The 22,186-nt window shown below is 72.1% G+C and carries 14 protein-coding genes; 2 read left to right on the forward strand and 12 right to left on the reverse strand.

The genetic code is table 11. From position 1 onward, the window contains the following. Window positions 1-41: 41 nt before the first annotated feature. The 9 genes from accD to EL493_RS22885 all read right to left on the reverse strand — a co-directional run bounded on the left by accD (window position 42) and on the right by EL493_RS22885 (window position 17,509). Window positions 42-1,730, reverse strand: coding sequence for an acetyl-CoA carboxylase, carboxyltransferase subunit beta (gene accD, locus EL493_RS22845; RefSeq protein ID WP_019047663.1), 1,689 nt, complete (start codon window positions 1,728-1,730; stop codon window positions 42-44). Further along, window positions 1,727-3,295 carry a PfaD family polyunsaturated fatty acid/polyketide biosynthesis protein gene (locus EL493_RS22850; protein ID WP_019047664.1) on the reverse strand — a complete coding sequence of 523 codons (1,569 nt, stop codon included), beginning with the start codon at window positions 3,293-3,295 and terminating at the stop codon, window positions 1,727-1,729. Before EL493_RS22850 ends, accD begins: the two co-directional genes overlap by 4 nt. Then, window positions 3,295-5,433, reverse strand: a complete 2,139-nt coding sequence (locus EL493_RS22855; protein ID WP_030203691.1) for a beta-hydroxydecanoyl-ACP dehydratase — start codon at window positions 5,431-5,433, stop codon at window positions 3,295-3,297. Before EL493_RS22855 ends, EL493_RS22850 begins: the two co-directional genes overlap by 1 nt. Continuing rightward, window positions 5,430-11,897, reverse strand: a complete 6,468-nt coding sequence (locus EL493_RS22860) for a type I polyketide synthase (RefSeq protein ID WP_019047666.1) — start codon at window positions 11,895-11,897, stop codon at window positions 5,430-5,432. Before EL493_RS22860 ends, EL493_RS22855 begins: the two co-directional genes overlap by 4 nt. 34 nt (window positions 11,898-11,931) lie before the next feature. Further along, the gene (locus EL493_RS22865) at window positions 11,932-12,537 is read right to left on the reverse strand and encodes an SGNH/GDSL hydrolase family protein (RefSeq protein WP_019047667.1); all 606 of its coding nucleotides are present in this window, start codon (window positions 12,535-12,537) and stop codon (window positions 11,932-11,934) included. After that, window positions 12,534-13,784 carry an NAD(P)/FAD-dependent oxidoreductase gene (locus EL493_RS22870; protein WP_019047668.1) on the reverse strand — a complete coding sequence of 417 codons (1,251 nt, stop codon included), beginning with the start codon at window positions 13,782-13,784 and terminating at the stop codon, window positions 12,534-12,536. Before EL493_RS22870 ends, EL493_RS22865 begins: the two co-directional genes overlap by 4 nt. Before the next feature lie 141 nt (window positions 13,785-13,925). Continuing rightward, window positions 13,926-15,584: an AMP-dependent synthetase/ligase gene (locus EL493_RS22875; RefSeq protein WP_019047669.1), complete on the reverse strand. Its 1,659-nt coding sequence runs from the start codon at window positions 15,582-15,584 to the stop codon at window positions 13,926-13,928. Between the two features lie 96 nt (window positions 15,585-15,680). Then, window positions 15,681-16,604 carry a LysR family transcriptional regulator gene (locus tag EL493_RS22880; protein WP_019047670.1) on the reverse strand — a complete coding sequence of 308 codons (924 nt, stop codon included), beginning with the start codon at window positions 16,602-16,604 and terminating at the stop codon, window positions 15,681-15,683. Window positions 16,605-16,837: 233 nt separating this feature from the next. After that, window positions 16,838-17,509: an O-methyltransferase gene (locus EL493_RS22885; RefSeq protein ID WP_019047671.1), complete on the reverse strand. Its 672-nt coding sequence runs from the start codon at window positions 17,507-17,509 to the stop codon at window positions 16,838-16,840. A 154-nt stretch (window positions 17,510-17,663) separates the two neighbouring features. Here EL493_RS22885 and EL493_RS22890 point away from each other — a divergent pair, with 154 nt between their 5' ends. Beyond that, window positions 17,664-18,971, forward strand: a complete 1,308-nt coding sequence (locus tag EL493_RS22890; protein WP_019047672.1) for a lipase family protein — start codon at window positions 17,664-17,666, stop codon at window positions 18,969-18,971. 56 nt (window positions 18,972-19,027) lie between these two features. Here the strand turns inward: EL493_RS22890 and EL493_RS22895 are convergent, their stop codons facing one another. From EL493_RS22895 to EL493_RS22905, 3 genes are read right to left on the reverse strand one after another with little or no spacing between them, the layout of a single operon-like run. Continuing rightward, window positions 19,028-20,749, reverse strand: a complete 1,722-nt coding sequence (locus EL493_RS22895) for an urease subunit alpha (protein ID WP_019047673.1) — start codon at window positions 20,747-20,749, stop codon at window positions 19,028-19,030. Between the two features lie 27 nt (window positions 20,750-20,776). Further along, window positions 20,777-21,088, reverse strand: a complete 312-nt coding sequence (locus EL493_RS22900) for an urease subunit beta (RefSeq protein WP_019047674.1) — start codon at window positions 21,086-21,088, stop codon at window positions 20,777-20,779. Window positions 21,089-21,094: 6 nt separating this feature from the next. Further along, window positions 21,095-21,397: an urease subunit gamma gene (locus EL493_RS22905; protein ID WP_019047675.1), complete on the reverse strand. Its 303-nt coding sequence runs from the start codon at window positions 21,395-21,397 to the stop codon at window positions 21,095-21,097. Between the two features lie 213 nt (window positions 21,398-21,610). Between EL493_RS22905 and EL493_RS22910 the strand changes: the two genes are divergently transcribed. Beyond that, window positions 21,611-22,183: a 3'-5' exonuclease gene (locus tag EL493_RS22910; RefSeq protein WP_036836623.1), complete on the forward strand. Its 573-nt coding sequence runs from the start codon at window positions 21,611-21,613 to the stop codon at window positions 22,181-22,183. The last annotated feature ends 3 nt before the right edge of the window (window positions 22,184-22,186 follow it).

Raw genomic sequence — 22,186 nt, forward strand, 5'->3', positions numbered from 1 at the left:
CGGGCGAGTCGAGGGGTCGGGTCGGGTGCGGGCGTGCGGCGTCATCGGGCCGCCGGGTTCTCGGGCCGCACCACGCCGTAGGCCCGGAATCGGCTGTGGCGCTGGGCAAGCAGGTCGGTGACCGGCCAGGCGCGCAGTTCGTGCACGGCCTGGCGGACGGCGCGGCGCAGGAGCGCGGCCGCACCGACGGGGTCACGGTCGGCCCCGCCCGGGGGTTCGGGGACCACGGCGTCGGCGATGCCCAGTTCCAGCAGGGCGGCCGCGTCGACGCGCAGGGCGGCGGCGGCGCGGGGCGCGGCGGCCGGGTCCTTCCACAGGATCGCCGCGCACCCTTCGGGGCTGATCACCGAGTAGACCGCGTTCTCGCACACCAGGACCCGGTCAGCCAGCGCCAGGGCCAGCGCTCCCCCGCTGCCGCCTTCGCCGGTGATCACGGTGACGACCGGAACCGGCAGGCCGGCGAGCAGTTTCAGCGACTCGGCGATGGCGACCGCCTGGCCCTGCTCCTCGGCCTCGATACCGGGGTAGGCGCCCGCGGTGTCGACCAGCGCGACGACCGGGCGGCCGAGCTTGGCGGCCAGCCGCAGCACCCGGGCTGCCTTGCGGTAGCCCGCCGGGGTCGGCATGCCGTAGTTGCGTTCGGTCAGTTCGGCGCCGGTGTGGCCCTTCTGCGTCCCGATCACGACGACCGGCAGTCCGTCGAGCCGGGCCAGGCCCGCGATCATGGCCGGGCAGTCGGCCGACATCCGGTCGCCGTGCAGCTCGACGAAATCGTCGAAGGCCGACGCCAGGTAGTCCAGGGTGGTCGGCCTGCCGAGCCGGCGGGCCGCGCGCACGCAGTCCCAGGAGCCGCGCGCGGTGAGCACGGCCGGGTCGGTGATGACGGCGTCGCCGTCGCCCGGCTCGGTGCGGCGCGGCGGGCGGGTGCTCATCGCGACCAGGCGCGACAGCCGGGCGCGCAGCGCGGACCGGTGGCAGATCATGTCCACGATGCCGTGCGCGAGCAGGAATTCGGCGGTCTGGAACCCGGGGGGCAGGGTCTGGCCGATGGTCTGCTGGATCACCCGCGGGCCCGCGAAGCCCAGGCGTGCACCGGGTTCGGCGATGATGATGTCGGTGGAAGTGGCGAAGGAGGCGGCGACGCCGCCGTAGGTCGGGTCGGTGATGATCGAGACGGTCAGCACGCCCGCGTCGTCGAGACGGCGCAGCGCACGGCTGGTCTTGGCCATCTGCATGAGCGCGAGGATGCCCTCCTGCATCCGCGCGCCACCGGAGGCGGTGACGATCACCAGCGGCGCCCGGTCGGCCAGTGCCGCTTCGGCGGCGGCGGTGACCGCCTCGCCGACGGCGCTGCCCAGGCTGCCACCGAGGAACCGGAAGTCCATGACCGCCAGCACGATCGGCGTGCCGTCGACGGTGCCGCGCACGCAGCGGATCGCCTCGGGCAGACCGGTCGCCCGGCGTGCCTGCTCGGCCCGTTCCGGATAGGGCTTGGTGTCGACGAAGCCGAGCGGGTCGGTGACGGTCGCCGCGGTCGCGATCGGCCGGGCCGAATCCTCGTCCAGGAGCAGGTCGACGCGCTGGTCGGCGGTGAGCATGCCGTGGTCGTCGCATTCGGGGCAGACCCGGTCGGCGCGGTCGTAGCGTTTGCCGTAGACGACCGTCCGGCAGGCCGGGCACAGCAGCCAGGCGGGGCCGAGGGTGGCGGTTCCGGTCTCGACGATGGTCATCGGTCCTCCAGCGGGCGTGGGACGTAGCGGGCACAGGCCGCGGGCAGCCGGACACCGGCGGTCCGCAGCTGGGCGACCCGGGTCAGGTAGGCGGCGCCCGTCATGAGCTGTCCCGCGATATCGGCGACGGCCCGGTTCTCGGGTGCGGCCAGGTAGGTCCCCGCCGCCCAGGTGTTGAAGGCGCCCATCGCGGGACCGCACCAGATCTGGTAGTCGGTGACCCGGTCGGCTTCGCCGCGGATGCTCCAGCCCGAGGACAGGCCGAGGTACCAGCGGAAGACCAGCGCCATCTGCGCCTTCGGGTCCTGTTCGGCCCCGGCCAGCTGGGCGGGATCGCGTTCGGTGAAGTACCGCACGCACTCCTGCCACACCTCGTCGAGCGGCCTGCGGAACAGGCTGGACTCGAGCTCGGCGCGCAGTGTCGCGGGCAGGGCGTCGAGGCCGTCGTAGGCGCGGTAGGTGTCGTAGAGCCGCTGCGCCCTGGCGGCGAACATCGTGCCGCGCCGCAGCACCTGGACCTGCACGCCGAGTTCGAACATGTCCGAGGACGGCGACATGGCGCAGTCGGCGAATTCGGCCTTGGCCAGCAGGGTCTTGGTGGCGCCGCACTGCGCGGCCTCCACCGCCGACTGGTTGACCGAACCGGTGACCACGTAGGCCGCGCCGAGCCCGAAGGCGGCGGCGACGGCGTCGGGGGTGCCGATGCCGCCCGCGGCGCCGATCCGCACCCGGTCGGCGCCGGGGACGGTGGCGGCCAGGCGATCCCGGGCGGCGATCAGTTCGGGCAGCAGGACCGTCAGCGGCCTGCGGTCGGTGTGGCCGCCGGAGTCGGCCTCGGCGGTGATGTCGTCGGCCATCGGGACGCGCTCGGCGAGCCGGGCCTGGTCGGTGGTGATCCGGCCCGCCGCGACGAGATCGGCCAGCAGTCGCGCGGGCGCGGGTCGCAGGAACAGGTCGGCCACCTCGACGCGGGACACCTTGGCGATCACCCGGTGCCCGATGGTGATGCCGCCCTGCCGGTCGACCGTGAGGCCGGCGGCCCGGTAGCGCACGACCTCGGCGGTGAGATCCATGAAGGCCGAGGCCTCCACGCAGCGCACGCCGTGCCGCAGGCAGGCATCGACGATGGCGCGTTCCAGCGCCGGTTCGCTGGGACTGTGGATGAGGTTGCAGGCGAACGGTTGTCCGCCGAGTTCTGTGGCCAGTTCGCCCAGCGCCGAGTCGACGACGGCCGGTGCGACGCCGGCCGCGCCGTAAGCGGCCAGGTAGCCGTGGCGGGCCATGGCCTTCACCAGGGCGGGTGAGGCGATGCCGTTGGCCATCGCGCCCGCCGCGTAGGCGGACCGGACGCCGTGCGCGGCGCGGAAAGCGCTGTCGCCGAGGTGTTCCGGCGGCAGCGGTGCCACGGCCGCGAGCACCTGGGCTCCGGCCGCCACGGCCTGGTCGGCGGTGGCGCCGACGCGACCGTCGGCGCGGACGATCCAGACCGGGGCGTCCAGGTCCAGCAGCAGGGCGGTGATCTCCGCGGCGGTGCTCGCCACCGCAGCGGTGCGCATCGTGGTCATCACGCGCCCCGATCCACGAGTTCGACGGCCAGATCGGTGACTTCGTAGATCCGCAGGCCCGGTTTCCACAGCGAGCCGTCCACCACCGCGATCACCCCGTGCGGCCCGCGGCGCAGCTCCTTGATGTGCGCCTCGAGTTCGACGGTGCCGTCGGTGGGCAGGAACTGGCCGCGGTAGCGCCAGCTGAACGGGATGTCGGCCGGGATCCGGAACACCGGGTCGGCCATGCCCGCGGTGTGGCCCGCGTCGACGAGCCATTCCTGCACGGCGTGGATCACCGATTCCACGCCCAGCGAGCCGGGGATGACCGGGTCGAGGTGGAAGTGGCGGGCGAAGAACCAGTCGTCGGGATCGATGGCGCGCAGCGAATGCAGATATCCCGCACCGTGTTTCCCGCCGCCGTCGACGACCTCGACGCGGTCGATCAGGGTCAGTGCGCGGCGCGAGCACAGCGGCGCGGCGGGGTCGGCGCGGCGAGCGGCCACGTCGATCGTCCGGACCGGCGCCTGCGGGTTCTCGGCCAGCCACGACGGGGCGGGACGGCCGGCGTCCAGACCGGTCTGGTTGGCCAGGGCCTCGTCGCTGAAGTAGCCGAACATGGTCTCGCCCGTGTAGAACGGTTCGCCGTCGACGCTGAGCGTGTAATCGAAGGTCTGTAGCGAGGATCCGGGCAGGATCGTCGTCGACAGCATCCGGGAGGACTGCTCGATCGTGCGGTCGCGCAGGTCCACCTGCCGCAGCACCGTGGCCGTTCCGCCCAGGTTGCGCAGGCTCAGGGTGACGCCGGGCTGGGTCAGGGTCGGCCCGGCGTAGTAGCCCATGAGCAGCGCCGCCTGCAACGAGGTCTCCATGTACACGAAGTGCGGCATGGAGTCGTTGGCCGTGTCGGCGTAGTACCAGGAGTCGGCGGGCGAGTCGTACTCGGTGGTGTAGGACGCGGCGTCGAGAGTGCCTCGGGCACCGTCGAAGTCGCGGACCCGGTCGACCAGGAGCAGGCCGCCGGTGGGCAGGCGGGTCGCGCGCACGCCGGTGTACTCCGCGAACTCCGGGCCCATCGCGATCGCCTGGTCGCCACGGGCGAGGTGCGTCATGTGGAACTCGTTGAGCAGCAGGCTCGGTGCCGCCTGGCCGGGGCCGACACCGGCGCCCGCAGGCTCGGCGACGGTGACCTGGACCGCCACGCTCGGCTCGCCACCGGCGAAGCTCGCGGTGGCGGCCACATACGGACGGGGAACCAGATCCAGGCTGGTGACGACGAGTTCCACCGTGCCCTGGGTCGCGCCGGACACCGCCGGGGTCGCCCCGCTCAGCGTGCTGCCCGACAGGCACAGGTGCATACCGGTGAACAGGGCGAACACCTCGGCGGCCTGGCGCGCCGCCGCGCCGGGCGCACCGTCGTAGCGGGCGACGACGCGACCGTCGCCGGTCCCGCCGTAGAGCTCGATCGACTCGATCCCGGTGAGTACCAGCGGTTCTCCGGCGGCCAGCCGGACGGCCACTTCGACACCGTGGCGCTGGTGCCCCGGCCCGAAGACCTCGGCCACCGCGCCCTGCGCCAGCAATTCCAGTGCCGCGCGGTCGAGCTGGGTCCGCCCGGTGCGCGCCAGCGGCTTGAACGCACCTTCCCTGGCGACAATCCCCGCGGCAGCCGAGGTGATCGGCAGGTGGTCGTCGGCCGCTGCCTGCCGGTTGCCCGAAAACCGAGCCGACTCGGCCGCCGAGCCGCGACTGCCGGTCGGTGTCGCCCCGTCGCCTGCCGGGTGAGCCGCGTCCGGTGCGCCGAACGCGGTTCGGCTGCTGTGGGAGGACGCGGCGCCGCTGGTGAGAGCGAGCTGCCGACCGCCGGACGCGGTGTCGGCGGCCGTCCCCGTCGCCCGCTGCCACAGGGCGCGCTGGAGCGCGACCTGCGCGCCGAGCGCGGCGCGGTGGGCGGCGACGAGGCCGGTGCGCAGCTCGCCGATCGGGCCGAGGGCCGCCTCGGTGACCGGCGCGGCCGGGTACGGCGCGACTTCGGAGGTGGGCGCGGGCGGCGCTGCCTGCGCGGTGGACGTCGGGGACGGCGCTGCCTGCGGCACCGGACGGGCGTCGACCGCGCCGACCGGGTCGAAGGCGATGCCGTCGAAATCGAGGACTGTCATCGGGTCCACTCCCTCACCGAGGTCTGGAACTTCTCCGTCAGATCGGGCGTCGTGAGGACGGTGACGTCCGAGAACCGCTGCAGCACTGTGCCGTCGGTGGCCAGCGCGGTCGCGTCGATCCGGGCTTCGAGCCGGCCGGCGCGGGGGTTGTCGACCACCAGCACGAAGGGTTCGGTGGTGGGCAGCGGGTGGTGGTAGTCGATCCGGCCGACGCCCAGCGGCAGGCAGGCCGCGCCGAGCAGGCGGTGTCCCAGGATCGGTGGGCCCTGCAGGATCAGGTCGGCGGCGACCGGATCGTGCAGGCGGCCCGCGTAGGCGCCGTCGGCGACCGGGCCGGTGGGCAGGAAGCACTCCAGGACGATCGCGCTGTCGCTCTCGGACCGGATGGCCCGCAGGCCCTGCAACGCGGGGGCGTGGAACTGGATCGCGTCGGTGTAGATCCGGTCGGCACCGGTGCCGGGACCGGCCACGATCGACCGGCGGCCCGCCGCCTCGGGTTCCGCCGCGAGCAGCAGGGTCGCCCGGAAATGGGCGGCCTTGTCGCCGAAGACCGTGGCGCGCAGCGCGGTGCGGCCGTCGACGTCGGCGAGCGGTTCGAGCTCGATCTCCAGCGCGGTGACCGGATGGTCGAACACCAGTCCCTTGAGCACCTGGTAGTCGCGGACCCCGATCACGGTGTGGCCCGGCCGGGTCCGCTCCGCGAGGTTGACCATCGCGCCGAGCCCGAAGGTGGCGGGCAGCACGATGTGCTCGCCGATCCGGTGCGCGGCGATGACGGGTTCGTCGACCAGACCGGTGACGTCGCGGCGGGCCCGCACGGGTGCCGCCGGGCGCTCACCCGTCGACAGCGCGGTGGCCGCGCCGACCAGCAGGACCGGTTCGGGCCTGCGCGCGGTGGTGAACTGGGTGGTGAACGCGGCGGCGCCGGCGGCGGGCGCGAGCAGCGGGATGCCGCGGCCACGGAAGTACTCGCGCAGGTCGTCGGTCACCATGCCGCCGTCCCAGGCGCCCCAGTCCAGCGCGGTGACGCGGTGTCCGGGATGCCTGCGCCGCCAGCTCACCGCGAAGCGGCACAGTGCCTCGTTCGCGGCGGCGTAGTCGGCCTGCCCGGAATTGCCGAACAGCCCGGCCACCGAGGTGAACAGCACCAGGTCCCTCGGCTCCCCCACCGCGGCCAGGACCGCGGCGAGGCCGCCGATCTTGGGACGCAGCACCCGGCTGATCGACTCGGCCGTCTTGTCGGGGATCAGGGAGTCGGCCAGCACACCGGCCCCGTGCACGACGCCGGTGACGGTGTCGCGCCACGGCGCGAGCGCTGTGGCGAGGGCGTCCGCGTCGGTGGCGTCGACGGCCAGGTACTCGGCGCGATCACCGAGAGTGTTCAGGGTGGAACGGATTTCGCGCACCGCGCGGATCTCCCCGCACGCCCGATCGATGTCCTTCGGCTTCACCCCGGTCCCCGCCAGGGCGCGCACTGCGGCGGGTTTGAGGTCGCCCTCGGCGATCCCCGCCGCCCAGGCCGGCTCGTCGGTGAGCTGCGTCCGGCCGAGCAGGACGAACCGGGCGTCGCTGTGCTCGGCGAGGGCGAGCACGCAGGTGGCGGTGACGCCCCTGGCACCGCCGGTTACCAGCAGCACGTCATCCGCGGTGAGCAGCGAAGGCGCGAAGTCTCTTCCAGCAGTGGCGGTCTCGCTGATGCGTGCCGAGGAGCCGGACCGCGTCCCCCGGCCGACGGCCTCGGTGGTGCGCGCCGAGGCAGCGAGTGCCGGTCCAGCGCTCACGATCTCGGTGGTGACCGCCGGTTTGTGGGTGCTCGGCACCGGGGTGCGGCGGCGGCCGGAGCCGTCGACGCCCACCTCGACGGTGTCGATCGCCGCGTCGCACAGTTCCTCGAGCACGATCTGGGCCACCCGCCCCGGTGTCGCCGCGGGAGCGATGTCGAGGGCTCGGCAGAACAGCGCCGGTTCCTCGGCGGCCAGCGTCTTCACCAGGCCGCCGAGGCCGCCGAGCAGCGCGGGCACCGGCTCGGCGTCACCGAGCAGTCCCAGGTGCCCGTCCAGCCGGGTGACGGTGACATAGCCCGCCCTGGCACTCGCCCCACGCAGCGCGGGCAGCACCCGGCCGGTCAGCAGAATCGCCTCGGTCAGGATGCGTTCGGCCTGCGCCCACTCCGACGCGACGCCAGCCACGACCACGCACACATCCGCCGAGCCGTGCACGGCCTCGGCCGCGCCGACCCGCTGGACGGTCCAGCTGCGTTCGCGCAGTGCGTCTTCGATCGCCTCGACGTCGGTCTCGGCGGAGTCGTCCAGGCAGACCACCAGTGCGCGACCCGCCGGGCGATACGGGTCGACCGCGAGGTCGACCGGGGCCAGCTCGACGAGTTCGACGACGTGCCGCGGCGTTTCGGCCGCGGCCTCAGCTTTTGGGTGGACATCACCCCCGGCCAGCTCGGCCACGATCTGATCCAGCGAACGGAGGGTGCCCAATTGCTCGGGTCCCAGACTGGGCAGGTTCGGAAACCGTTCCTGCAGGGCGCCGATCACCTGGACCCGCTTGATCGAGTCCACGCCCAGATCCGCTTCCAGGTCCATGGTCGGATCGACCATCTCGACCGGATAGCCGGTTTTGTCGGCGACTACTTCCCGCAGCGCCTGCCGCAGGGTGTCGGCGGTGGTGGCACCGTCGGCCGTGGCGGCCCCGGCGCCGGCGGGCGCGACGGTGGCGGGCGCAGCGGGAGCGCTGTCCGCGGTGGCGAGCAGGTCCGCGATCTGGTCCAGGGTGCGCAGGGTGCCCAGCTGCTCGGGGCCGAGGCTGGGTAGCGACGGGAAGCGTTCCTGCAGCGCGCCGATGACCTGCACGCGCTTGATCGAGTCGACGCCGAGGTCGGCCTCGAGATCCATGGTGGGATCCACCATCTCGACCGGGTAGCCGGTCTTGTCGGCCACGACTTGCCGCAAGGCGGCGCGCACGGCCTCACCGCTGATCGCGCCGTCGGCAGCGGACTGCGCCACCGCGACACCGGACTGCGGCGCGGTAGCGGACCGCGCGACCGCGGCAGCGTGCTGCGCCCGGTCCGCATAGTCGGACACCGCAGCAATGGACTGCGGCACCGTAGCTACAGGCCGCTGGGCGGAAGCCGCCGGAACCGCCGCGAGAGCAGCACCATCGACGTCCGGTGCGACCGGCGTCGCGTGCCCGTTCCCGTCGACAGGTGCGTGGGCCGGTGCACCGATCGCGGGCACCGCGGGCGCGGCGGTGATCGCCCGGGGCGCGGGCCGGGTGACGGCGACCGTGCGAGGCCCGGCGACCGGCGCACCACCCTCGAGCTCGGCCAGCTGGGCGAGCACATCACTGGCACGCGAGTGGCTTTCGCTGATGGCGATGCCGTGGTCCTTGACCGCTTCGATGGCGCGCAGGGTGTTCTCGTCGAGCGCGCCGTTGCTCAGCGCGCTCGCCAGACCGCGGGCCAGGTCGAGCTGGCCGTCCAGGTATTGCCGGTGCGTGTCGAGGTGCTGCACCAGGGCGGTGTCGAGCGAGTCGGTCGTCCGGTGTTCGGACGGGCCGGGGGCGGGGGTGGTCACGAGCTGTTCCTCCACGATCGGTGGCACCACAGGCTGGTGCGGGGATGCGGGCACCTCGAGGTGCACGCGGTAGCCGTCGGACAGGGCCGCGGCGTGGGCCGCGCGGCGGCTGTCGGGCACGTATTCGGGGGCCGAGAGGGTGACGGTCATGCGGTCGGCCGCCGGAGCAGGCCGCAGGTCGCCGGTCGCGGCGTACCGGTTGATGCCGGTGATCTCGACACCGAGGACGGCCAGGCGAACGGCGGCGCGCTTGAGGGCGACGTCGCCGTTGCCGATGGGTCCGGTGTCGGTGGCGAAGGCGATCACGTCGTCGCCGAGGGTGCGGCGCACCAGCGAGGTGAGCACCTGCTTGGGGCCGCATTCGACGAAGACCGTGCAGCCGTCGGCGTGCATGGCGCGCAGCGCGTCGACGAACTCGACCGGCTGACTGAGCTGGGCGGTGAGCGTCGCCCGGTTGGCGGCCACGTCGGCGCCGTAGGACGCGCCCGCGGTGTCGGCGTAGACCGGGGCGTCGGGCTCGGTGATGTCGACCTGGGCGACGGCGGCGCCGAATTCGGTGACGGCGTGCGCGACGTAGGGCGTGTGGAACGCCGCGGCGACCGGTAGATCCCGTGTCGCCCATCCCTTCTCGGTGCTGCGCGCGGTGAACGCCGCGATGCCCGCCGGGCCACCGCCGACCACGATCTGGTCGGGCGCGTTGTGGTTGCAGATCCACACGTCGTCGAGGTCGGCCAGCACCTCGGCGACGTCCTCGCGCGGTGCGTTGACGGCCACCATGGTGCCCGCCTCGGCATCGTCGGCGACGGTCATCGCCTCGCCCCGCGCCCGGGCCAGCGCGAAGAAGTCCTCGGTGCGCAGCGCGCCCGAGGCCCACAGCGCGGTCAGTTCACCGAAGCTGTGGCCGAGGTAGCCGTGCGCCCGCAGACCGAACTCGGTCAGCACGCGGAACTGGCCCGCGGCGAGCGCGCCGATGGCGGGCTGCGCGAATTCGGTACGGCGCAGCGCGGTTTCCTGCTCGGCGCGAACCTGCTCGGTGAACGCGGGCGGCGGGAAGACCACCGCGCCCACGCGCTGGGCGGCGCCGGTGAACGCGGCGTTGGCGGCGTCGAAGGCCGCGCCGACGGGCGGGTTGTTGAGCGCGGTGTCCAGGCCCATGTCCACGTACTGGCTGCCCTGGCCTGCGAACAGCACGCCGACCTTCGGCGCGGGCAGCGCGGCGGCGCGGAAGTAGACGCCCTCGGGGTGATCCCAGTGCGCCGCGTCGGGATTGCGCACCAGTTCGTCGACGGCCAGCGTGCGCAGGTCGGCGGCGGTGTCGGCGTCGACGGCGACGAAACCGATCCGGGCGTGGCCGGCGGGGATGTCGCCGCCGTCGGTGCCGGGGGTGCTGCGCACCACGTCGATCAGCCCGGCCACATCCGGCGCGTGCCACAGGTGCGCGCGCGGCACCCGGTGCAGCACCTGGCCGCGTTCGCCGTCGGCTTCCTCGAGCACCAGGTGGAAGTTGGTGCCGCCGAAGCCCATCGCCGAGGCGGCGGCCCGGCGCACCGGGCGCTGCGGGTCGCGCACCCACGGCCGGGTCCTGGTGTTGACGTAGAACGGGGTGGACGTGGCGTCGACCTCGCTGTTGGGCGCGTCGACATTGATCGTCGAGGGCAGGATCTTCTGGTGCAGGGCCAGCGCGAGTTTCATCACGCCCGCGGTGCCCGCGGCGCCCTTGGTGTGCCCGATCTGCGACTTCACGCTGCCCAGCGCGGCGAACCCCGTCTCCGAACTCGCGTCGGCGAGCAGGCCTTTCAGCGCGGTCAGCTCGGTCTTGTCGCCGACGGCGGTGCCGGTGGCGTGCGCCTCGATCAGCTCCACGTCGGCGGGCGAGCACTCGGCGTCGGCGTAGGCGCGCTCCAGCGCCACCCGCTGCCCGGCGGCGACCGGGGCGTAGATGCTCTTGGCGCGGCCGTCGCTGGAGGATCCCAGACCGCGGATCACCGCGTAGATCCGGTTGCCGTCGCGGCGCGCGTCGGACAACCGGCGCAGTGCCAGCATGGTGATGCCCTCACCCAGCAGGGTGCCGTCGGCCTCGGCCGAGAACGGGCTGATCCGGCCGGTCGGCGACAGCGCGCCGACCTTGCTGAAGCACAGATAGATGAAGATCGAGTTCTCGGTGTCGACGCCGCCGGTGATCATCATGTCGGCGCGGCCGTCCTGCAGTTCGGCGATCGCGGTGCGGATGGCGGCCAGCGAGGCCGCGCACGCCGCGTCGACGGTGCAGTTCATGCCGCCGAGCCCGAGCCGGTTGGCGACGCGGCCCGCCACCACGTTGGCGAGCAGGCCGGGGAAGGAGTTCTCCTCCCACGGCGCGAACGCGGCGACGAATCGGCGCGAGATCTCCGCGACATCGCTGTCGGACAGGCCGACCGAGCGGGCCGCCTCCGCCAGCACCGGGGTCGACAGGCGCGCGGCCAGCGGATGCATCAGCGGCACCGGGCCGGTGGTGCCCAGCACCACGCCGGTGCGCGCCGGGTCGTACCACTGCGAGCCGGTCGCGCCCGCGTCGATCAGCAGATCCCGCGCCACCCCCAGGCTCAGGGTCTGCATGGTGCTGGTGACCTCGAGCTGGTTCGGCGGCAGGCCGAACTCCAGCGGATCGAACTCCACATCGGGCAGGAAGGCGCCACGGCGCGAATAGGTCTTGTCCGGCACCGAGCGGTCGGCGTCGTAGTAGTCGTCCAGGCTCCAGCGCGACGCGGGCACCTCGGCGGTGCAGTCGACGCCGTCGATGATGTTCTGCCAGTACTCGCGGTGGGTGTGTGCCTGGGGCAGCAGACCCGACATCCCGACGATGGCGATCGGGTCGCGGGCCAGACGTCGTTCGTCCGTCACGTAATTTCCTCTCGAAAACGGGCAGTCGCGACGCTCAAGCGGCGACAGTGGTGGCGGTGGTCGACGAGATCAGTTCGGCCGCGGTGGCGGCGAAGAGGCGGTGGCCCGCCGGACTGGGGTGCAGACCGTCGGCGGTCCACACCTCCGGCCGGGCCCAGTCGGGGTGCGCCGCGATATCCAGCAGCAGGGTGCCCGTGTCGGCGGTGACGCGGGCGAGCACCTCGTTGGCGACGGCGAACCGCTCACGCAGCAGGCCGCGGAAGCCGTCGGGCACGGGCAGCCGGGCGGGGATGTCGGGGTAGGTCGCCGTGAACACGGTGGCCCTGCCCGCCCGCAGGGTGGTGAAGATGGTGTGCAGGTTGTCGGCGAAACGGGCCTCGTCGTACGCGCTGACCAGGTCGTTCACGCCGACAACCACACCGTAGAGGCCGGCCCGGGCGCTCGTCGCCGCCGCCAGCTGACCCGCGACGACATCACCGGTGGTGGCGCCGTGGGTGCCGAAGTTGCGGATCGTGGCGGGGCGCAGCCCGAGCTGGCCGCCCAGCCGCGACACCCAGCCCCGGTAGCCGCCCGCCGCGGCCGGGTCGCCCCGGCCTTCCACGAAGCTGTCGCCGAGCGCCGTCAGGCCGGCCGCGATCACGCCGTCACTCCGGTATTCACCACGTGCCGGTCGGCGACGGGGAAGTTCACCTCTTCGTAGAGCGCGGCCAGCTCCTCCTCACCGAAGAACTTGTCCGGCGGGTACAGCCCGGCGATCAGACCGAAGAACTTCTTCGAGTAGTGCTCGCTGCGGCTGGCCGCGCGGAACACCGAGTCGTAGTACGGGGTGAGGGTGAGGTCGGAGATGGACTGGGTCAGCTCGTAGGTGCTGGCGCTCTGGGCGTCGCGCTCGCGCTGGTACTCGGGCATGGTCTCCTCGAAGGGACGTGCGCCCGAGAGGCTTTCGTGCACCAGGTCGGCCAGCAGCTGGCTGTACTTGAAGGCGTCGGTGATGCCCCAGCCGGTGAAGGGGTCCTTGTGGTAGCCGGCGTCGCCGACCAGGGCCCAGCCGGGGCCGAAGGACTGGCGCCGGTAGTTGTCCGGGTACAGCATCGGCCGGAACGGCTCGACGCGCTTGCCGGTGTCGCGCAGCCGCGCGCCGATCTCCGGGTCGACCTGGTCGACGATCTCCTGCAGGCCCGCGTCGGGATCGGTGCGGAAGTCGCGGAAGCGGTCGCGCTTGCGCATCACCGCGACCAGCGCCAGGCCGTCGTTGGTCGGCCAGGAGGCGAACTGCTGCTCACCGAAACCGGTGCGGTGGTGCATGCCCCAGTCGACGCCCTCGTAGTACGAGTAGTAGACGAAGCAGGCGGCGGGCGAGCCCTCGTAGGTGGCCGCGCCGACCTCCTTGGCGACGATCGAGTTCGCGCCGTCGGCGCCGACCACCAGCTTCGCGCGGAACTCCTGCTCCGGGCCCTCACCGACGCGGCCACGGATACCGGCGACCCGGTCGCCGTCGCGCAGCAGACCGGTGACGGTGAAGCCCTCGATCAGCTCGGCGCCGGACTCCCCCGCCGCGTCGACCAGGATCTTGTCGAGCACGGTGCGGCGCGGGCAGTACACGGCGTCGATGCCGTCGGCCGACGGGTCGGCCATGCCCGGGATCTCGATGTCGGTGTAGGTGAAGTTGAGATGGCGGATCGGCGGGCAGCCGGTGGCCACGACGGTGTCGAGCAGCCCCCAGGACTTCAGGAAGCCCAGGCCGGCCTGGTGGATGTAGTGCGTGGACGGGGTGTCGCTGGGAAAGGTCGCGCGATCCACGGCGAGCACCCGATAGCCCTGACGGGCCAGCAACATGGCCAGGGGCGAGCCCGCGACCCGGGTTCCGACGACGATGACGTCATACATGATGTGATCACTTTCGGTGGTCGAATTCCGATTTCGAGTCTGTCGCCGGTGTATTGCGGAAACCACTGCGGGCCACCGCAATTCATCGGCCGATCGGTCCCGGCTATCGTCGGCGGGACGGCTGGGGAATTTCGCGCCGCGTTACCCGCGCGACACGTACAGCTGATCTATTTCCGCGGAATAGGTTTCGGCGATCGCGGCCCGGCGCAATTTCAGCGACGAGGTGAGCAGGCCGGCGTCGACGGTGAAATCACCGTCGACGACCCGGAACGCGCGAATGGATTCCGCCCGTGACACCAGTGAATTGGCGTCGTCCACGGCGGCCTGGATCTCGGTGGCCGGATCCTCGTCGGGATGATCGATGCGCCATTTCGCCGCGCGGTCGGCGTCGAGGGTGACCAGCGCCGTGACGAACGGGCGCCCATCGCCGACGACCATGCAGTTGCCCACCAGCGGATGCAGCCGGACCCGGTCCTCGAGCAGGGTGGGTGCGACGTTCTTGCCACCGGAGGTCACCAGGATCTCCTTCTTGCGCCCGGTGATCCGCAGGTGACCGTCGTCGAGTTCGCCGATGTCGCCGGTGTGCAGCCAGCCCTCGGCGTCGACCGGCCGCTGATCGGCGGCGGCGCCCCAGTACCCGGGCGAGACGTGCGGGCCGCGCACCAGCACCTCGCCGTCGGCGCCGATGCCCACCTCGGTGCCGGGGATCGGGCGGCCGACGGTGCCGAGCCGGTTGGTGGCCGGCGCGCTGACGGTGACCGCGGTGGCCGCCTCGGTGAGGCCGTAGCAGTTCAGGATCACCACGCCGAACCCGGCGTAGAAGCCGGCGGTGGTGTCGTCGAGGGACGCGCCGCCGGAGATCACGTAGCGCAGCCTGCCGCCGAACGCGGCCGACACCGCGTCGTCGCTCGCGGCGGGTTCGGCGCCCTCGGCCAACAGGGCCAGGCCGCGTTCGACCGCCTCGGCCTCCTGCTCCTCGGTGATCAGGGCCCGGGTGTGCTTGCGGATCTTCTCCAGCGCGTAGGGCACCAGCGCGAGGAAGGTCGGGCGCAGCCCGGCCAGCGCGGGCACCAGGTCGGGCACGCCGGGCAGCAGGTGGGTGCGGCTGCCGCCGTACAGGCAGGCGAACAGGATGGTCTGGCCGAACACGTGGGCCAGCGGCAGCGCCAGCGCGGTGGTGCCGTCGAACAGATCGACGGTCTGGCGGGCGGTGTTGGCCGCGGTGACGTACATGTTGCGGTGGCTGATCATGCAGCCCTTGGCCAGGCCGGTGGTGCCGCTGGTGTAGACGATCATGGCCAGATCGGCGGCACCGACCGCGTCGATCCGCGCGTCCAGGTCCGGATGCTCGGCGCCGTCGGCGGCCCAGGTCGCGAGCTCCGCGAAGGACCACACCGGGCCCGGAGCGCCCGCGGCGGTCAGCCGTTCGGCGTCGTCGGCGGTCTCGGCCGCGCAGAACGCGCTGCCGCTGTCGCGCAGGATGTGCGCGATCTGGGCCGGTGACGAGGTCGGATACACCGGGACCACCACGGCGCCCACGGCCACCGCGGCGCAGTCCAGCAGTGCCCATTCCAGGCTCGTGCGGCCCAGCACGGCCACCCGGTCGCCCGCGGCGACCGACCGGTCGAGCAGCGCCGAGGCGAGCGCGCGCACCCGGCGGTCCAGCTCCCCCGCCGTCAGCTGGGTGCCGTCGGCGGCACACAGCGACGGGCGCGCGGGGTCACGCCGGGCCGCCTCGGAAACAATCGCATACAGACTGGAGGTTTCGGATGGAACGAATCCGTTCGCGGTGACAGACACTGTGTTCACGAATCGAATTCTTCACGGCGGCAAGTGATCACGTCGCCGCCACGATCGCTGTTCCTACCGCACGAGAGTCATGTCCTATCGACGGGTTCAGGCCGACAATGCGCGGACATCATCGACCTGTGCCGATTCGATGCATTCCAGGAACAACGACACGGCGGGATTCTGTTCGTCGGCCCGCCAGACGGCGTGCAAATCCAATGTCGGCACCGGATCGAACAATTTCACCGCCACCGAGCTACTGCCCGGCACACCCATTCCCATCGAAATCGCGCGCGGCAGCGACGCGAATCCAACGAGCGGCCGGACCGACACCATGTGCGCCGTGGCGCCCGGGTCGTCGGCCGAATGCGTGACATTGAGCGAGATCCTGGTCTCGGCCGCCGACCGCAGGATCGTGTCGTACATCGCCGGACATTGTTCGCGTGCGAACAGCACGCAGTCCTGACTCTGTAACTCCGCGAACGGGACACCGGGCCGATCGGCCCAGCGATGCCGGCGGCCGACGACGGCCACCAGCGGCACCCGGTGCAGCAGCCTGCGATACCGGAAATCCGCCGTGCTCGGGTGGCCGTAGACCAGGGCCAGGTCGAGTGAGCCGTCGGCCAGGGCGGCCAGCTGCGGTCCGGTGCGTTTCTCCCAGAGCGACACGACGATGTCGGGATGTCGTTCGGTCATCCTGGTGAGCGCCTCGGGCAGGACATGCCTGCTGGCGGGCAGGTTGTAGCCGACATTGAGACTGCCCGCGCGGCCCTCGGCGGTCGCCTTGGCCGCCTGGGCCGCCCGGTCGAGCTGGGCGACGATCTGTCTGGCCTGGAGTTCGAACTCCCGGCCCGCCGGGGTCAGCCGCACCTCGTGGGAGTTGCGGGCGACCAGTTGGACACCGAGCGACTTCTCCAGCTTCTGCAGCTGGGCACTGAGACTCGGTTGGGTCAGGTGAAGGCGCTGCGCTGCGCGGCCGAAATGCAACTCTTCGGCGATGGTGATGAACGAAACGAGATGTCGGAATTCCATGACGCCGGGCTCCTTCCGAATGACACCACGCTATCGAGATCGGATAACCGGTGATGAATACCGGTCGCCCAGGAGCCGCCGCGCGCGTTGCCGGTGGGTGAACCCGTCCACGGGATCGGCGTGGCCGACCCGGCGCGCCGTCGTCGAGGCGCGAAATAACCGGCGCGCCAGGGGTATCGCGCAGAACGTCCCACTCTACCGCGCCGGGCGTCGTCGCGCCGCCCAGGCGGGATTCACCCGACCGGGCCGTTGACCACCGCGTAGGCGAAACCGTCCCAGCCCTTGGCGCCGACCGTCTGCACGACGGTGGCGTCCAGGCTCGGTTCGGCGGCGAGCAGTTCGATCAGTTCCCGGCTGGCGCGCACGTTCGGGTCCTCGGAGTGCTCGTCGGCCACGGCACCGCCGCGCACCACGTTGTCCACCAGGATGACCGAGCCGGGCCGGGTCAGCCGCAGCGCCCACTGCACGTAGTTGGCGTTGTTGACCTTGTCGGCGTCGATGAAGACCAGGTCGAAGGGTTCGGTGCTGTCCTCGGCGACCTCGGGCAGGGTGTCCAGGGCCGCGCCGACCCGGATGTCGACGCGGTCACCGACCCCGGCTCGGTCCAGGTTGGCCCTGGCCACCTTGGCGTGGCGCGGCTCGAATTCCAGGGTGACCACGATGCCGTCGTCACCGACCGCGCGCGCGAGCCATTCGGTGCTGTAGCCGCCCAGCGTGCCGATCTCGAGCACGCGCCGCGCCCGGGCCGAGCGGGCCAGCAGGTGCAAGAACTTGCCCTGCGGCGGGGAGACGTCGATCGCGGGCAGCCCCGCTTCCGCGTTGGCCGCCAGCGCGGGCGCGCCGTCGTCGCCGATGAGCGCGTCCACGAGATACCGGTCCACGCCTGCCCAGTCGTTGTCCGTCATAGGCGCCAGTGTGCCACCGACCCACGCTTCCCGGCGTGCGGTAACAGTGTTACCGTTCACCCTGCCGCCGCGGCGTGACCTGGGTCATGACGGAGCTCCGCTGCGGCGCAGGACACCACCGCATCGGTGCGGTGGTGGCATCGATGGGAGTGGTATGCAGCAAGCACGATCGCTGGCGCGCCGGGTGGCGGTGGCCGCGGTGGCCTGTGTGGCGGCGATGGCCGGCACCGGAATCGGGATGCCCGCGGCATCCGCCGAGCCGGTCAGCGCGTTCTATGTGCCGCCCGCGGCGATCCCGGAGGCGCCGGGCTCGATCGTCAAGACGCAGCCGATGACCATCCTCGCGACCCCGCCGACGGCCACGGGCTGGCCGACGCAGGCCCAGCACGTGATGTACACCAGCCGGTTGCAGGACGGTTCGCCCGTCGCGGTGTCGGGCACCTACATCGAGCCGCAGAATCCCTGGCGCGGCGCCGGGCCGCGCCCGACCGTGGTCATCGGACCGGGCACCTCGGGCCAGGGCGACCGGTGCGCGATGTCGGTGGCCTTCTCCACCGGGGTGTCGGTGACCGCCGACCCGCTGGGGCTCTCGGCGAATCAGGAGCTGCCGTCCTCGGCGGTGTGGACCGCGCTGGGCGCGCGCGTGCTGATCACCGACTACATCGGCCTGGGCACGCCGGGGATCCACACCTACGCCAACCGGTTCGAGAGCGGACACGCCATCCTCGACGGCGCCCGCGCCGCCAACGCGCTCGGCGGGGTCGGCCCCGAGACGCCGCTGGTGCTGTGGGGCTATTCGCAGGGCGGCGGCGCCACCGCGGCCGCGGCCGAGATGCAGCCGAGCTACGCGCCGGAACTGAATCTGAAGGGCACCTGGGCCGGTGGTCCGGTCGCCGACCTGTCGGCGATCCTGTCGACCATCGACGGCGCGCTGATCGGTGGCGCGATCGGCTTCGCGGTCAACGGCATGCTGGCCCGCTACCCCGAACTCGAGCAGGCCGTGGACCGGGTGACCAGCCCCGAGGGCCGGGCCATGCTCGCGACGCTGTCCGACTCCTGCGTCGCCGACCTGATCACCTACCACCCGTTCCTGCGGACCAACTCGCTGACGGTGGACGGCCGCTCGCTCACCGAGCACCTCGCCGAGATTCCCGAGGCCGCGCCCGTGCTGGCCGAACTGCGCCTCGGCAGTGCCGCCCCGGCTACGCCGGTGCTGATCACCAGCGGCCGCAACGACGACACCGTCCCCTACGGCCAGGCCCGCCGCCTCGCCGAGGACTGGTGCGGGCAGGGCGCCACGGTCACCTTCCGCACCAACGAGCTGCCGCCGATCCTGCCCGGCACGACCATCCCCGGCCACTTCGGTCCGGAGCTGATCGACGGCTTCGGTCCCGACAACGCGGTGACCTACCTGCTCGACCGGCTTGCGGACAAGCCGGTCGGCGGCTGCTCGTTCGACTGAGCGAGCGCGCCGCACGCGATGCCCCGCCGACACCGTGGTCGGCGGGGCATCGTCGTTCAGAACAGGAAGTACCGCTGCGCCATCGGCAGTTCGGTGGCGGGTTCCTCGGCCCACACCTCGCCGTCGACGCGGACGGTGAAGGTGTCGGGGTCGACCTCGATGCGCGGCATGGCGTCGTTGTGCGGCATGTCGGCCTTGGTGACCGTGCGGGTGTTCTTGACCGGCACCAGCTTTCGCCGCACGTCGAGGCGGTTCGCCAGGCCGTCGTCGATCGCCTGCTCGGAGACGAAGTGCAGCGAGGTGGCCGCCGCGGCGGGCGCGGCCGCGCCGAACATGGGCCGCGGCAGCACCGGCTGCGGCGTCGGGATGGACGCGTTGGCGTCGCCCATCGCGGCCCAGGCGATCATGCCGCCCTTGAGCACCGCGTGCGGGCGGACACCGAAGAACGCGGGTTCCCACAGCACCAGATCGGCCAGCTTGCCGACCTCCACCGAACCGATCTCGGCGTCGAGTCCGTGCGAGACCGCCGGGCAGATGGTGTATTTCGCGATGTAGCGCTGCACGCGGGCGTTGTCGGCAGCGCCGTCACCGGGCAGGGCGCCACGACGGCGTTTCATCACGTGCGCGGTCTGCCAGGTGCGCATCACGACCTCGCCGATGCGGCCCATGGCCTGGGAGTCCGAGCCGATCATGGAGATGGCGCCCAGGTCGTGCAGCAGATCCTCGGCGGCGATGGTGGACGGGCGGATCCGCGATTCGGCGAAGGCCAGGTCCTCGGGGATCGACGGGCTCAGGTGGTGGCACACCATCAGCATGTCGAGGTGTTCGTCGAGGGTGTTGACGGTGTGCGGCCGGGTGGGGTTGGTGGAGCTGGGCAGCACGTTGAGATGCGAGGCGACGGTGATGATGTCGGGCGCGTGCCCGCCGCCCGCGCCCTCGGTGTGATAGGCGTGGATGCCGCGGCCGCCGATCGCGGCCAGGGTGTCCTCGACGAAACCGGCCTCGTTGAGGGTGTCGGAGTGCAGCGCCACCTGTACGCCCGCCGCGTCGGCGACGGTGAGACAGGCATCGATCGCGGCCGGAGTGGAGCCCCAGTCCTCGTGCAGCTTGAAACCCGAGGCGCCGCCGCGCAACTGCTCCCACATGGATTCCTGGCTGACCGTGTTGCCCTTGCCGAGCAGCACGATGTTCATCGGCCAGTGGTCGAGGGCCTCCAGCATCCGCGCCAGATGCCAGGAGCCGGGGGTGACGGTGGTGGCCTTGGAACCCTCGGCCGGGCCGGTGCCACCGCCGATGAGCGTGGTGATGCCGCCGCCCAGCGCCTCGTCGAGCAGCTGCGGGCAGATGAAGTGCACGTGGCAGTCGATGGCGCCCGCGGTGAGGATGCGGCCGTTGCCCGCGATGATCTCCGTCGACGGGCCCACGACGAGAGCGGGGTGCACGCCCGTCATGGTGTCGGGGTTGCCCGCCTTGCCGATGCCGCAGATGCGGCCGTCGCGGATGCCGACGTCGGCCTTGACGATGCCCCAGTAGTCGACGATCACCACGCCGGTGATGACGGTGTCGGGGGCGCCGTCGGCACGGGTGGCCCGCGACTGGCCCATCGATTCGCGCAGCACCTTGCCGCCGCCGAAGACGGCCTCCTCGCCGGCCAGCCCCGGTCCGCCGCTGCGGTCCTCGGTGATCTCGATGAGCAGGTCGGTGTCGGCGAGCCGGATGCGGTCACCGGTGGTGGGGCCGAACAGTTCGGCGTAGCGGGCGCGGCTCAGTTCGGTCATCGGGTCCCTCCATCGAGGTCGACGCGGTCACCCATCGAGGCGGCCCGGCGGGGTGGTGCTGATTCCGTACACCTCGCGGGTGCCGCCGATCGGCACCAGCGAGACCTGTTGCGGCAGACCGGGTTCGAACCGGACCGCGGTACCCGCCGGGATGTCGAGGCGGTGGCCGTGGGCGGCGGCGCGGTCGAAGTCGAGGGCCGCGTTGGCCTGCGGGAAGTGCACGTGGCTGCCGACCTGGACCGGCCGGTCGCCGGTGTTGACGACCTCGAGCCGGCGGCGGACCGCGCCCGCGTTGAGTTCGATCGTGCCCTCGGCACAGAGGTATTCACCGGGGATCATGGGCGTCTATCCGATCGGGTGGTGCACGGTGACGAGCTTGGTGCCGTCGGGGAAGGTGGCTTCGACCTGCACGTCGTGGATCATCTCCGGCACGCCGGTCATCACGTCGTCGCGGGTGAGCACCGAGCGCCCCGAGGACATCAGCTCCGCCACGGTCCGCCCGTCCCGCGCGCCCTCGAGCACGTGATCGGTGATCAGCGCGACCGCCTCGGGATGGTTGAGCTTGAGCCCCCGCGCCTGCCTGCGCCGGGCCAGCTCGGCCGCGTAGCTCAGCAGCAGCCGTTCCTGCTCGTGCGGCGACAAGCGCATCGGGTCTCCTCACGGATCGTGGACAGGTGTCCGACATTCTGACACGCCCGAACCCCACCCGCCCGTCCACCCGATCCGGCCCGCCCGCCCGGTCCGCAGAACGGCCCCCTCCGCAGCCGAACCCCTAGGCGAGACACAACTCGACCCTCGACCTGATCGCCGCCGGGAAAACCGATGGCACGGTGGGGAATTCCGGCTCTATCGTCGACAACCGTGAACGCATGGAGTGGGCTGCTGAACGTGGTCGACGTGGAAGCCACGTGCTGGGACGGGACGGTGCCCGCGGGGCAGTCCAGTGAGATCATCGAGATCGGGCTGACCGTGGTGGATCTACAGCGGCGGGAGCGGGTGAGCAGGCACGGGATCCTCGTGCGGCCCCAACGGTCGGTGGTGAGCGCGTTCTGCACCGAGCTGACCGGGCTCACACAGGAGCAGGTCGGCGGTGGGGTGCCCTTCGCCGAGGCCTGCGCGCTGCTGGTGTCGGAATTCGACGCGGCGGCGCGGCCGTGGGCGAGCTGGGGCGACTACGACCGTAAGCAGTTCCGGGCCCAGTGCGCCGCGGGTGGGGTGCGATATCCGTTCGGCGGGCGGCACACCAATGCCAAGCAGGTGTTCGCCGAGGCGTACGGGCTGCGCAAGCGGCCGGGGATGGCGCAGGCGTTGCCGATCGCCGGGTTGCCGTTGGAGGGCCGCCACCATCGCGGCGAGGACGACGCGTGGAATATCGGGGCGCTGGTCGTCGACGTACTCGGTCGCGAGGGGTGGCGGGTCACCACCACGGAGTGAGGG

It is taken from the genome of Nocardia asteroides (assembly GCF_900637185.1).
Classification (GTDB): Bacteria; Actinomycetota; Actinomycetes; order Mycobacteriales; family Mycobacteriaceae; genus Nocardia; species Nocardia asteroides.